Source organism: Pectobacterium polonicum, assembly GCF_005497185.1.
Taxonomy (GTDB): domain Bacteria; phylum Pseudomonadota; class Gammaproteobacteria; order Enterobacterales; family Enterobacteriaceae; genus Pectobacterium; species Pectobacterium polonicum.
This window is the reverse complement of the sequence record NZ_RJTN01000013.1, coordinates 58,288-70,685: the sequence shown is the minus strand read 5'-3', so window position 1 is coordinate 70,685 and position 12,398 is coordinate 58,288. Positions and strand designations below refer to the sequence as shown.

Below are 12,398 nucleotides of genomic sequence, written 5' to 3'. Positions count from 1 at the left end.
CGGCTATTTCAGTGCTATCCTATTGTTTACTCTGTGTATCGGGCGCACGCTATCCATGCGGAACGATGTTGATTGTTCATATAAATAGATCGCCCGCGTAAAGAAATTGCCCGTATGAATAAATCGTGCGCATAAATGGCATTAAGAGGTCAGAATAATGAAAAAATCAGGATGGATAGCAGCGGCAGCTGTACTGCTCGCCTTTACACTCAGCGGCTGTAATAAACTCACCCAATACACGCTCAGTGAACAGGAAGTGAATGAGTACCTGCAAAAACACAATGACTATCAGAAACAGCTGGGCGTACCTGGCGTAGTGGATGCACATATCGTGTTAACCGAACTATCCAGCCAGATTGGTCGCGCAGAGCCGGGGAAAGTGACTCTAACGGGTAATGCGAAGGTCGATATCTCCTCTCTGTTGGGCAATCAGGCTGCGGATATGAAGCTTACACTGAAAGCACAACCGGTATTTGATAAAACGCAGGGCGCGATTTATCTGAAGGACATGGAACTGATTGATTACACCGTGCAACCGGAAAAAATGCAGACGGTAATGAAAACACTGAGCCCTTACCTCAATCAATCGCTAAAAAGCTATTTTGATCAAAAACCGGCCTATGTGCTGAATGCGGATAAAAGCACAACAGAATCGCTGGCGAAGAAGATGGCGAAAGGTATCGAAATCAAGCCAGGCCAGATCGTTATCCTGTTTACTGACTAATGTTCACTCGCCGATAGCACACATGACGTCTGCTATCGGCGCACCAGGTTTCATACTGCGGGGTGTCATCCCACCGTGTTATTCTTCCGTTTCCGATTCGTCATCGTCTTCTTCGCTTTCGCCCAGCTCATCCCGCATGGCTTCCAGCGCTTCGCGGCACACTATCGCCAATGTACGATAGAATGCGGTGGTAGCATGACTTTCTACTTTGCCGAGGAAACGATCGCTCCACGGTAAGAGATATTCATCAAACAGCGTAATTTGCGCCGCAGTTTCATCTTCTTGTGCCTGATCTTCCAACCATGATGCCGCCAGCAGCAAGCTACCAAAATGACCCACTGCGCCGTCATTTAACGGCATGCCGCGCTGTTGCAGAAAGGTACGAATTTCCGCATCGTCGGCATCGTTTTCATAGGACGAGCGCAACGGTGAAACCGACCCGTTCTCTTGATCGAACAACGCCTGATAATCTGCCGCCATTGCAGGCAAATCCAGACCTTTTTGCAACCGTGCTAACAAAGCATCCTGATCCAGCGGCCAGTGCTGCGCCAGCTTCCCTTCTTTAATCAACGCAAATACCGGTGTCAGCAAGGCATCCTGTGGCTGGCGATAAAACAGCGTGCCCAACAGACGGCACACAATAGAAAACTCGTTCATTCATAATCCTATTTATTTTTAAGTAACACTATTTTTAAGTAACGATTTTTAAGTGACGGCGTCACAAATCAGCCAATTCAGCGATTGCAGGCATCCCACGTTGCTCAAGGAAATTCAACACACGACGAGGGCTGACATTTAATATCCGATCCTGTGGGAAATTCACTTCCTGCAAAATACGCTCACAGTGGGTAAAGTCCCCCAGAGAAAACGCGATATGGGAATCAGAACCTAAAGAAAGTAGTCCACCGGCGTCACGTACCGCTTCAGCAATCGCCCGACAGTTTGGTTCACTGCCTTTGCGTGAATGCATAAAAGAAGAGTTATTCAGCTCCAATGCCACATTGTATTTTGCCGCCGCTTCCGCAATTGCGCGAATATCAACAGGAAATTTCGGATTGCCGGGATGGCTAATGATATGCGCATCGCCGCGCGCCATAGTCGCGATCATTGCAGCGGTATGCGTTTCTTTATCCTGCGGTGGAAAAACCGGTTCATGAAAGCCCGCAATAATCACATCCACCTGCTCCAACATCGGCCCGGTACAGTCGATATCGCCTTCGATATTTTTAATATTCGCTTCGATACCGCGCAAGATACCTACGCCATCAACTAAACGCGGCCAAACGCGCATATTCATGAAATGCCAGTAATGCGGTGCATCCGCCATATCTGGCCCATGATCGGTAATGGCAAACAGACGAATATTCTTCTGCTGCGCCTCGACGATGTAATCATGCAGAGTACTGTAAGCATGTGTACTGGCAACGGTGTGCATATGTAAATCGACGGGATACATAGATTCTCCTGAGTCAACGAGTGCAAGTTAGCATACCATTTTCAGGGGTATTCCGCAGCCAATAAGCGGAATTACAACGAATGATTAACACAAATGAAACATTGTTTTTTGAAACAACGTAGGGTAATAAACGAGTACAGACGTAAAAAACGGAGAGAAAAGCAACAAATTGCGTTAACTTTGGCTCATTGCGCACATTGGGTGCAGAAGTTTGTTGACGCTGTTCAGCAATTTCCCTACATTAGCGCCGTCCACCAGCATGACATACGGCGAGACCACGGTGAGGTGTCCGAGAGGCTGAAGGAGCACGCCTGGAAAGTGTGTATACGTGAAAACGTATCAAGGGTTCGAATCCCTTCCTCACCGCCATACATTAAACAAAATCAATGAATTAAGTATCACATTTGGTTTTGTACTGCATAAAGTAATACATAAAAAGTTCGCTTCGGCGGACTTTTTTGTTGTGCCCAGAAAACCCCCAGCTAGGCTGGGGGTTCAGTAAAGCTTTCAGCTTTGGGCCAGTTATAAAAACCCCTTTTGATTTGTTAAAACAGTTTGCGGTCTGGCAACTGCAAACGTTCAACAAGAAATCAAAAGGGGGTCCCAATGAGGGACGAAAAGAGCTTAGCGCACACCCGATGGAACTGTAAATATCACATAGTTTTTGCGCCGAAGTACCGAAGACAGGTGTTCTACGGGGAAAAACGCAAAGCGATTGGCAGTATTTTAAGAAAGCTGTGCGAATGGAAAAACGTGAATATTCTGGAAGCAGAATGCTGTGTGGATCACATCCATATGCTTCTGGAAATCCCGCCGAAGATGAGTGTCTCGGGATTTATGGGGTATCTGAAGGGAAAGAGCAGCCTGATGCTTTATGAGCAGTTTGGCGATTTGAAGTTCAAATACCGTAACAGGGAGTTTTGGTGCCGAGGGTATTACGTTGATACGGTAGGGAAAAACACGGTCAAGATACAAGAATACATAAAGCACCAACTGGAAGAGGATAAAATGGGTGAGCAACTCTCGATCCCATATTCTGGTAGCCCGTTTACGGGCCGTAAGTAATCCATAGATGCAAATGTCAGATCGCGATGCGCCTGTTAGGGCGCGGCTGGTAAGAGAGCCTTATAGGCGCATATGAAAAACCTCCGGCTATGCCGGAGGATATTTTTTTGTGCATGGGTGACATGATCTATTTTATGACATGGTGCAATCAGGCCGTTCCACGTTTGCGCAAAATTTTCTCGCGCAGCTGTTGCTTTTCTTGCTCGCTGATAAACGCAATGTTCAGGCCATTCTCCTGCGCTTTACGGGTTTCGACTTCCGTCAGGCCTGCAAGGGGAGCTGCGACTTCATATTCATGACGGATTTCAATGCCTTGAACCGCAGGATCGTCTGTGTTGATGGTGGCTGGAATGCCGTAACGCAGGAAGTGAATCAACGGATGTTTATCCAGTGACTCCACCGTACTGGTCTGGATGTTGGATGTCAGACAGGATTCAATGCCAATCCCATTTTCCGCCATGTGTGTCATCAGGCGAGGATCGATAATCGCAGTAACGCCATGTCCAATGCGCTCGGCGCCCAAATGATTAATCGCCTGCCAAATACTTTCTGGCCCGGCGGCTTCACCCGCGTGAACGGTGATGTGCCAGCCAGCATCGCGAGCCTGTTGGAAATGGGAAGTAAACTGCGCGCCAGGGTGCCCCAGTTCATCACCCGCCAAATCGAGCGCCACGATACGATCGCGTTGGGACAACAGGGCATCCAGTTCTTGCTGACAAGCCTCAGTGCCGAATGTCCGGCTCATGATGCCAATCAGGCGAATGTCGGTATCGAAATCACGACTACCTGCGGTAATACCGTCGATTACCGCTTCAACAACGCCAGCAATCGGTAGTTTATGATTCATCGCCATATAGTAAGGAGAGAAACGCAGTTCGGCGTAATCCAACCCGGCTTTCATCGCATCTTCAACGTTCTCATAGGCGATACGGCGACAGGCGTCCAGTGAACCGAGCACGGCGACACCCCAGTCGAGTTTTTGTAAAAAACTCAGTAAGTCTGGCTCGTTTTTAGTGATCTGAACATGAGGGCGGAGTGCCTCAAGATCGTTGGCAGGTAATGCAATATTGAACTGACGTCCAAGCTCCAGAATACTCTGGGCGCGGATATTGCCATCCAAGTGGCGGTGGATATCCGCCAGTGGCAGGAGTGAATCAATCATAATGTTATTGTCTGATTACTGTTTTTCATACGACAAAGTATAAAAAGAAATCGAGGTAAATAGCTAATTGTTACCGCTAAAATCCAAGCATTCTGGACAATCATTGAGCAAAAACAATCTGTTATTGTTTTTTTTGCTCTGTTTCTGGCGCATTTAACCTAGGGATAACCCGGATATAAATAAGCTCGCTGAGTAGCTCGACTAAGGTTTGGCTGACGATCACGGCCGGAAGTAGCGGCAACGCGCCCGGTATCGCCAACGCGAGCGGTAGAATAACCAAAGAATTGCGCGTGCTGGCACTAAACGCCACGGACCTCCCTCCAGCAGAATCCAACCGGAACGCGCGGCTAGTCAACCAGCCGAGCAACGGTGCCAATAGTGCGAAAAGCAGATAAAACGGTACGGCGAGTAAAACCACCGCCCAAGTGGTTCGCAACAGGAGAATGACTGCCACAACCACAATAAACAGTACCAACGCGGTAGCGGGAACAGGCAGATAACTCAACGCATCCGAAAATACTGCCATCGTACGCTGGCGTGGTGCTAGCCATTGTAGAAGGGCAGCCAGCGCTAAAGGCACGGCAATCAACCAGATAAATGCGTCGATAAAGGGCGAGAAAGCGATAAGCTCAGCGGCATCATGGCCAAGGAATAACGTCAAATAAACGGGCAACGCCAGCATTTGTAGTATCAACAGTATGGGGGTTGCGGCCAACAGGCGGCCGGCATCGGCACGCCCCAAATGCGCGAATGTCACCACGTAGTCAATACACGGTGCAAGTAACACCAATATGATGCCCAGTTTGACCAACGGTTCGGCAGGAATAAAGGGTAGCAGTGCCGCGACCAGCAAGGGGATTACGACGAAGTTAGCGACGAGCAGTGCGCCAATGAACCTAATCTGAGTGATGCTTTTTCCGATCGTAGTCAACGGAACTTGCAGGAACGTGACAAACAGCATCAGTGCCAGCGCCGGATTAATCACGACATCCAGTCGCTCTGTGTTCGGTAGAACTATGGCTGTTGCCACTGCGGCTATTACCGCAAAAAAGTAGATCGCGGCCTGATAGGTTTCCATAAGCGGTTTCAGCGCGGACATGACGTTATCTCAATATCAAGCAGAAGATGCGGGGCAGAAAAAACGGTGGACGAAAGGGCGTCCACCGTGTGTTTTAACGCGTAATGCTATCGAACGCTGGATTACTGCGCTGGTGGCGTAACAGGTTCTTCTTGTGCACCGGGCAGAGACTCTTCACCTTCTTCCGTGGGAACGGAGAAATAAGGTGCGATGAAATCGGCTAGCGATATTTTGTTGCCATTGAAGTCAATTTGACCATCAGCGTAGTGCAGTGAACTGGTAATTGCATTGTCTTTGGTGACGCTCAACTGATTTCCCTGACCGATCTCGGCCATCATATTAACCTGTTGTTTCGCCATATCCTCCAGTTGCTTTTGCTCTTCCGCATTGGCCGTTTTGGGGCTGATTTGTACCATCAACTCCGTCAGCATATCCAGAGGGACATTGAGTTTAGCATCGAGCTTTTTGACAGACTGACGAATGATTTTTTCTTCATCCGATACCGCCGCGTCAGCGGCTTTATCTGTGCTCTGCAATGGATCGGTTAAATCCAGCACCAGGGTGAATGCCCCTTCGCCTTTGCTGTTTTTCCAACTGACGGGAGAGATTTCAACGCTCGGGTTGCCTTTCAGCAACTGTGGCAGATATTGCAGAACCGACATGGCAACGTCGTGCTGATAAGCATCGGGGTCAATCGTGCTCGGGTCTTGCAACAGTTTCTGTACTCTTGCCTGATAGGCCGCGAGGAATTGCTTCGTGCCTTCGCCATCAAGCTGCGAAATAGACATCTTCACGTTACCTGAGCCCAGATTGCGGTCGCCGATAATTAAGGAATCCAGCGTAATGGCTATTTTGGCTGCCAAATTTTTGTCATCTTCTGTCGCGCTGCTTTGCAGAGAGAAGTTGTTAAGTTTAACGGGCTCGCCACCTTCTACGGTAAACGTCATGGATTTAAGGGATAGGGCGCCATCACCTAAATCAAGGTCGAATTTGCCTTTCTGATTGGTCCCCTTGATGGAGAAATCGGTGACATCGACATTTTCTGTCTGGCCCCAGGCATTCTTCCTTTCCATCTTCACGCTGCCGATGGTGGTATCTATCTTGCTGCTGCGCAGGTCGTGCCCGATATCCAGCAAGATATCCGCACCGCTGAAGGAAAATTTCTGTTCTGGCGTTTGATGGTCGATCGGCACCAGCGTAATAAGTGACTGTGTGTCACCGCTGTAGGCGACGCGGGTTTCTGCCGTAAAGAACGGCTTATCTTTAGTCAGTTCAAACCAGGCTTTGACGGCCGGCGTGTTAGCCAACTCGGTATGGACAGAGCCCATCGCCGGTGCGAGGTTGAATTTCTTGAGCTGTGCCAACGGGAACGGTCCATGAGAGACGGTTTCGTTGAAGACAAGTTCTTCACCGGGCGCAAGGAATTGTGTGCCTTTTGCTGTGCCATCGCTCTGTAATACATAGGCTAGCGTGCTGCTGAATACGCCACCCTGATAGTCACGATAAACGACTTTCAATCCTGAATTTGGGTAGGCCTGTTTAATCTGGGTATTCAACGTATCGGTAAAACCATCAATCTGCTGAGCCAACTGCTTGCCGGTGTACCAGGATGCACCGGTCCAGATGGCACCCAGAGCGACAATAACGCCTACGGCGACTAGCGATTTCTTCATCTTTATTCATCCTTTAGTAAAAAATGCGCGTTTTCAACGCGAAACGCAGATAATTTTTCATGCGATACACGGGTAATTTTCAGCGCTATACCCGTGTAACAACAGTGTACGGAACGCGTTATCGGTTAAATACGCGAGCGAGACGCCCTTGTCCCTCAACCGTTATCGGTGACTCACTGGCGGAAATAAAGCACGATTCTCCTGGGCGTAGCGAGAGTCGCTGCTCATTTTTTTGCAGGACGGCATGACCGTCAACGCAAAATACAATAGCAGCACTGTTTTGGCTGAGCGTTTGTGGATTCTCGCTCAGTTCATGCAGTGAAAAAGCAAAATCATCAACCGGGATAGGGAAATGTAGTTCATTTCCCCTGCGGTGTGGCGTCGTCAGTAATTGGTTTGCCGGCTTGGCCTCAAACACAACATTTTCCAGTAGCTCTGGAATATCAATGTATTTCGGTGTTAACCCTGCACGCAATACGTTATCCGAGTTAGCCATGACTTCTAATGCCACGCCTTTCAGGTAGGCATGCGGCGTTTGAGCAAACAGGAACATGGCTTCGCCAGGCTGAAGCGTAACCACGTTTAGCAGCAGTGGGGAGAACAACCCGCTGTCATCGGAATAATAGTGTGTAATCGCGCGGATCGTCGCCCAGGGTTCACCGTTCTGACTGTTGAGCGCGGCTTTCAATACGCCGAGCGCCCGTGATTTTTGTTCGCCTTCCATGCTGAGTAGATTGGTGAACAGCATGGCGAGATTTTTCGCGTCGGGCTGTTGTAAAAACGCGACGATTGACGGATGTGCACTGGCTATCGGCTCGAGTAGATGCACAATTTCAGATAATTCTCGAAACCCGTTCATCGCCTGAAAAGGCGTTAACGCGTAGACCAATTCTGGTTTGTGATTGGCATCTTTATAGTTTCTTTCCGCTGCATTCAGCGCGATACCGGCCGCATTCTCTTTCTCAAAGCCTTGTTCTGCTGCTGATTTACTTGGATGAACCTGAATGGAGAGTGGTTGCTCTGCGCATAACACCTTAAACAAAAAGGGTAATTCACCAAAACGCTGCGTAACCGCTGCGCCAAGATGAGTTATGGCGTCTTCGGCAATGACGTCACGTAGGCTGCGAGTGTTGCCTTTTTCATCAATGATCGCTGAACTACTTTTGGGATGGGCGCCCATCCACAGTTCTGCCATCGGTAAATCATTAGGGTTATCAATGCTATAAAGCTCAGTTAAGGCGTGCTTGCTGCCCCAGGCGTAGTGCTGGACGCAATTGAGCATTTTTTGCATGTCGGCTCCCTGCTATTGCATTAAATTGTTAATTTTTGTGATGCCAGCTGTTAACTACTTGAATGATTATGAATACACTGCATCTTCTTCGCTTCATGGTAATGTTTTATGTAGCGCGATACCAGACCGTGTTAGTAGACACAATAAGTGTTATAGGCCAGTCAGTGTTATCAGAATAGGCCCAGCGATGTGATTCGATGTCTTCTACTATTTGAATCTGTGTTTTAAGGAGGAAAGGTAATGAGCACGACGCGTAGTGAAAAAGACTCAATGGGGCCAATTGATGTTCCTGCTGAACGTTTATGGGGAGCTCAAACGCAACGGTCACTGGAGCATTTCCGTATTTCTGAAGAGAAAATGCCACAAGCGCTGATTTATGCGTTGGCGCAAACCAAGCGTGCAGCGGCTCGTGTCAACATGGACCTCGCGCTTCTGCCTGCCGAACGAGGAAATGCGATTATTCAGGCTGCGGATGAAGTGTTAGCGGGTAAACACGCGAGAGAATTCCCGCTAGCGATCTGGCAGACGGGGTCTGGCACGCAAAGCAATATGAATATGAATGAAGTGTTGGCTAATCGTGCCAGTGAGCTACTGGGGGGAGAGCGAGGCAACAATCGGCTGGTTCATCCGAACGATGATGTCAACAAAAGTCAGAGCTCTAACGATGTGTTCCCGACGGCGATGCATGTTGCGGCCGTGGTTGCGATCAACGAACATCTGATTCCTGAACTGAAAGCATTGCACGCTACGCTAGCGTCGAAGGCTGAGCAGTTTAAAGATATTGTCAAAATCGGTCGTACGCATTTACAGGACGCAACACCGCTAACATTAGGGCAGGAAATCTCTGGCTGGGCGGCGATGTTACAGCATAACCTGAAGCACATCGAAAACAGCGTGCCGCATATTTGCGAGCTGGCACTGGGCGGTACGGCGGTAGGAACCGGATTAAACACGCATCCTGAATATGCGGTACGTGTGGCGGCGGAGTTGGCTGAACTCACCGGCCAGCCATTTGTTACCTCACCGAATAAATTTGAAGCGCTGGCGACCTGTGACGCACTGGTCCATGGGCATGGTGCCTTGAAGGGGTTGGCAGCATCGTTAATGAAGATTGCTAACGATGTGCGTTGGCTGGCATCTGGCCCGCGCTGTGGCATCGGTGAACTGAGTATTCCTGAAAACGAACCGGGCAGTTCAATCATGCCGGGCAAGGTCAATCCGACCCAGTGTGAAGCGCTGACAATGCTGTGTTGCCAGGTGATGGGCAATGACGTCGCCGTGAATATTGGTGGCGCTTCTGGTAACTTTGAGCTGAATGTGTACCGCCCAATGGTGATTCATAACTTCCTGCAATCGATTCGCCTGTTGGCTGACGGTATGAAGAGCTTCGATGAGCACTGTGCAGTGGGGATTGAGCCTAACCACGATCGCATTACCCAACTGTTGAACGAATCGTTGATGCTGGTAACCGCGCTCAACACGCATATTGGCTATGACAAAGCGGCAGAAATTGCCAAAAAAGCGCATAAAGAAGGGCTGACGCTGAAGGCGGCGGCGCTCAAATTGAACTACCTCACCGAAGCACAATTTGATGAGTGGGTTCGACCGGAAGAGATGGTCGGTAGCCTGAAAAAGTAATGGCGCGATAGTCAGCGTTTTATCCTGTAGCCTGCCGGTGTTTACTCGCAGGCTTTTTCTTTTTTATTCCGGTGCATCGGTATACAGATGCAAACGCGGGATGAGCAAGCGCAGTTCGGCTGCTTTCGGTTTGTGCTTATGTTTGATGTTGTTGGCGTCATAAGGATTCAGTTCGCCGATGATCGGCACCTCGCCGCCGGGTTCCTGCTGACAAAGCACGAGCAGAGGAGACGGGCAGGGATGCTGTACCTGTTTCTGCTGCTCGGGATACCACACGCGTGCGATGGGCTGCACTTTTACCGGACGCTTGATCTTCAATACCGCCTCTTCCGGCAGCGGCAATACGGCATCCATCTCCTGTTCAACATGCTCAATCCACTGCGCTTTGGTATATGGCGCCACATGCTTTGCTGCGTTCAGGCTTTTGGTCAGTTTCTCCAGCACCTCGCCACGCGTCATGTTTTTGATGATGTGCTTATTCGCCCAGCCAAACCGGACTGATGCCGGATTCGTTATGAGCGTTAACGAACGGTAAGCGCTGAGCGTGATCAACCCCTTCAAATGCGTATGGACGAACTCAAAGCGTTGTTCCGGCTCTAGCCCGGACTCGACGGTAATCATCTTCTCCAGATCCTTTTTCAGCGCATTAATTTCCGCGATGAGTGACTGCGCCTGTTGATATTGTGCGACGTTTACCGAAAAGCAGAGTGCACCCGGTAAACGAATCGCACTTTTGCTACTGAGCGTTTCCGGGTAGTGGTGAATGAACAGACGCTGAAAATGCGCCAAGCCTCTATCGCACGCTTCTTGGCCAACGTACTGTGTAACGGCTATTCGCTCGACAGGATCATGCTCCGTTCCTTTTTCCACATTAGGAAGCGCGTAGACGCGACCTGCCAGCAGTCGATACGCAGAGAATTGTTTCTGCATCACGGCTAGTTTTGTCTCTAAGGTTTGGAAACAGCGGTTCATGCGTTCGATGAGTGCGTAGCGATTCATATATAAACTCAATTTAGTTACAACATACTTAAGTTTATACTGTTAAACACACACTTCAGCAATCGTGATTATCATTATTTTCAAGCAGCGTATTAGGGGATATATAATGAGGAGTTTACCCTGGTTAGGTAAACTCCTATAAGAAAAGGGGTTAAAGGCGGCGTTTCAGTATCAGGCTGACTCCCAGTGCGAGGAATAAGAGTGTCGCAAGAAACACAGTAATCCCCATCCATCCAAATGAATGCCAGAAGAATCCCCCCAACGTACCAGCCAGGCTCGACCCCAGATAGTAAGAAAAAAGATACATGGATGAAGCCTGTCCTTTGGCGCGTCTTGCCCGTTGACCAATCCAACTACTGGCCACCGAGTGAGCAGCGAAAAAGCCGGCGGTAAAGAGCATCATCCCGCCAAAGATAGCGAATACGGGTGTTAGTGCCGTTATTCCCAGTCCTGTCAACATCAGAAGGATCGCAATACTCAACACCGGGCCACGGCCGTAGCGGGAAGTCAACGCGCCAGCTTTTGGTGAACTGTAACTTCCAGTGAGATAGACCACGGAAAGTAAACCAACCACTGCCTGGCTGAGCAAATATGGCGAAGCTAAAAGCCGATACCCGATGTAGTTAAACAGGGTAACGAATGCGCCCATCAACAAAAATCCCTCAAGGAACAGCAGCGGTAAACCCGCATCTCGCCAGTGTAGTTTACTATTTAACAGCAACGTTTTCGGGCGCAGTGAACCGGGGCGGAAATGGCGTGATTCCGGCAGAATGCGCCAGAACGTTATCGCCGCAATGAGCGCCAGTACGCCGATTGCACCAATGGCAACCCGCCACGGGAAATAATCCGTTAATACGCCGCTGACTAAACGTCCACTCATCCCGCCGATCGAGTTACCGCTGATGTATAACCCCATCGAAAATGCCAGTACGCTGGGGTGAATTTCTTCACTCAGGTAGCTCATCGCGACGGCTGCGACGCCGCTTAGCGACAGGCCGATCATCGCTCGCATAATCAATACGCCGTTCCAACTGGTCATGAACGCGCAAATCACAGTACAGATTGCTGCCAGCATCAGCGACACGACCATCACATTTTTACGACCCAGCGTGTCGGAGAGTGGGCCGGTGAACAGCAGCCCAAATGCCAACATCACCGTTGAAACAGAAAGCGACAGGCTGCTGGTTGCTGGAGAAATACCAAAATCCTGAGATAACACCGGCAACAGGGGTTGTACGCAATATAGCAGGGCAAACGTGGCTAACCCGGCAGAAAATAGCGCCAGCGTGACACGCATAAATTGCGGTGTACC

At 49.5% G+C, this 12,398-nt stretch carries 12 protein-coding genes and 1 tRNA gene; 5 read left to right on the top strand and 8 right to left on the bottom strand.

Translation table 11 applies throughout. The annotated features are described in order from the left end of the window. Nucleotides 1–157 precede the first annotated feature (157 nt). Nucleotides 158–724, top strand: coding sequence for a lipoprotein (locus EDI29_RS14030; RefSeq protein ID WP_137741377.1), 567 nt, complete (start codon nt 158–160; stop codon nt 722–724). Nucleotides 725–802: 78 nt separating this feature from the next. Here EDI29_RS14030 and EDI29_RS14025 read toward each other — a convergent pair whose 3' ends face one another. Both EDI29_RS14025 and EDI29_RS14020 read right to left on the bottom strand, forming a co-directional pair. After that, the gene (locus tag EDI29_RS14025; protein ID WP_137741376.1) at nt 803–1,381 is read right to left on the bottom strand and encodes a TorD/DmsD family molecular chaperone; all 579 of its coding nucleotides are present in this window, start codon (nt 1,379–1,381) and stop codon (nt 803–805) included. A 61-nt stretch (nt 1,382–1,442) separates the two neighbouring features. Continuing rightward, nucleotides 1,443–2,180: a phosphatase gene (locus tag EDI29_RS14020; RefSeq protein ID WP_137741375.1), complete on the bottom strand. Its 738-nt coding sequence runs from the start codon at nt 2,178–2,180 to the stop codon at nt 1,443–1,445. Between the two features lie 279 nt (nt 2,181–2,459). Here EDI29_RS14020 and EDI29_RS14015 point away from each other — a divergent pair. After that, nucleotides 2,460–2,549 (top strand) — tRNA-Ser (locus tag EDI29_RS14015). Between the two features lie 237 nt (nt 2,550–2,786). Then, nucleotides 2,787–3,245 carry an IS200/IS605 family transposase gene (gene tnpA / locus EDI29_RS14010; protein WP_137739705.1) on the top strand — a complete coding sequence of 153 codons (459 nt, stop codon included), beginning with the start codon at nt 2,787–2,789 and terminating at the stop codon, nt 3,243–3,245. A 148-nt stretch (nt 3,246–3,393) separates the two neighbouring features. On the opposite strand, the gene add is transcribed toward tnpA, so the two are convergent. Both add and EDI29_RS14000 read right to left on the bottom strand, forming a co-directional pair. Beyond that, entirely contained in the window at nt 3,394–4,407 is a 1,014-nt protein-coding gene (gene add / locus EDI29_RS14005; protein WP_137741374.1) for an adenosine deaminase, read from the bottom strand. 121 nt (nt 4,408–4,528) lie between these two features. Continuing rightward, entirely contained in the window at nt 4,529–5,506 is a 978-nt protein-coding gene (locus EDI29_RS14000; protein WP_137741373.1) for an arsenic resistance protein, read from the bottom strand. Here EDI29_RS14000 and EDI29_RS23130 point away from each other — a divergent pair. Next, the gene (locus EDI29_RS23130) at nt 5,505–5,627 is read left to right on the top strand and encodes a hypothetical protein (protein WP_277751452.1); all 123 of its coding nucleotides are present in this window, start codon (nt 5,505–5,507) and stop codon (nt 5,625–5,627) included. The two genes, EDI29_RS14000 and EDI29_RS23130, sit on opposite strands and share 2 nt — an antisense overlap. Here the strand turns inward: EDI29_RS23130 and EDI29_RS13995 are convergent. Further along, entirely contained in the window at nt 5,608–7,158 is a 1,551-nt protein-coding gene (locus tag EDI29_RS13995; protein ID WP_137741372.1) for a YdgA family protein, read from the bottom strand. The two genes, EDI29_RS23130 and EDI29_RS13995, sit on opposite strands and share 20 nt — an antisense overlap. Nucleotides 7,159–7,276: 118 nt before the next feature. Then, complete coding sequence (manA, locus tag EDI29_RS13990; protein WP_137741371.1) at nt 7,277–8,449, bottom strand: mannose-6-phosphate isomerase; 1,173 nt, start codon at nt 8,447–8,449, stop codon at nt 7,277–7,279. A gap of 240 nt (nt 8,450–8,689) precedes the next feature. On the opposite strand from manA, the gene fumC reads away from it, so the two are divergent. Beyond that, nucleotides 8,690–10,087 carry a class II fumarate hydratase gene (gene fumC, locus EDI29_RS13985; protein WP_137741370.1) on the top strand — a complete coding sequence of 466 codons (1,398 nt, stop codon included), beginning with the start codon at nt 8,690–8,692 and terminating at the stop codon, nt 10,085–10,087. A 63-nt stretch (nt 10,088–10,150) separates the two neighbouring features. Here fumC and tus read toward each other — a convergent pair whose 3' ends face one another. After that, entirely contained in the window at nt 10,151–11,086 is a 936-nt protein-coding gene (gene tus, locus EDI29_RS13980) for a DNA replication terminus site-binding protein (RefSeq protein WP_137741369.1), read from the bottom strand. 151 nt (nt 11,087–11,237) lie between these two features. Then, a partial coding sequence (locus EDI29_RS13975; RefSeq protein WP_137741419.1) for an MFS transporter occupies nt 11,238–12,398 on the bottom strand: 1,161 nt, incomplete at its 5' end.

Excerpts from the sequence above, each read along its gene's own strand:
- EDI29_RS14030 (WP_137741377.1), top strand. The coding sequence starts at position 158 with ATGAAAAAATCAGGATGGATAGCAGCGGCAGCTGTACTGCTCGCCTTT.
- EDI29_RS14025 (WP_137741376.1), bottom strand. The coding sequence starts at position 1,381 with ATGAACGAGTTTTCTATTGTGTGCCGTCTGTTGGGCACGCTGTTTTAT.
- EDI29_RS14020 (WP_137741375.1), bottom strand. The coding sequence starts at position 2,180 with ATGTATCCCGTCGATTTACATATGCACACCGTTGCCAGTACACATGCT.
- tnpA (WP_137739705.1), top strand. The coding sequence starts at position 2,787 with ATGAGGGACGAAAAGAGCTTAGCGCACACCCGATGGAACTGTAAATAT.
- add (WP_137741374.1), bottom strand. The coding sequence starts at position 4,407 with ATGATTGATTCACTCCTGCCACTGGCGGATATCCACCGCCACTTGGAT.
- EDI29_RS23130 (WP_277751452.1), top strand. The coding sequence starts at position 5,505 with ATGACGTTATCTCAATATCAAGCAGAAGATGCGGGGCAGAAAAAACGG.
- EDI29_RS14000 (WP_137741373.1), bottom strand. The coding sequence starts at position 5,506 with ATGTCCGCGCTGAAACCGCTTATGGAAACCTATCAGGCCGCGATCTAC.
- EDI29_RS13995 (WP_137741372.1), bottom strand. The coding sequence starts at position 7,158 with ATGAAGAAATCGCTAGTCGCCGTAGGCGTTATTGTCGCTCTGGGTGCC.
- manA (WP_137741371.1), bottom strand. The coding sequence starts at position 8,449 with ATGCAAAAAATGCTCAATTGCGTCCAGCACTACGCCTGGGGCAGCAAG.
- fumC (WP_137741370.1), top strand. The coding sequence starts at position 8,690 with ATGAGCACGACGCGTAGTGAAAAAGACTCAATGGGGCCAATTGATGTT.
- tus (WP_137741369.1), bottom strand. The coding sequence starts at position 11,086 with ATGAATCGCTACGCACTCATCGAACGCATGAACCGCTGTTTCCAAACC.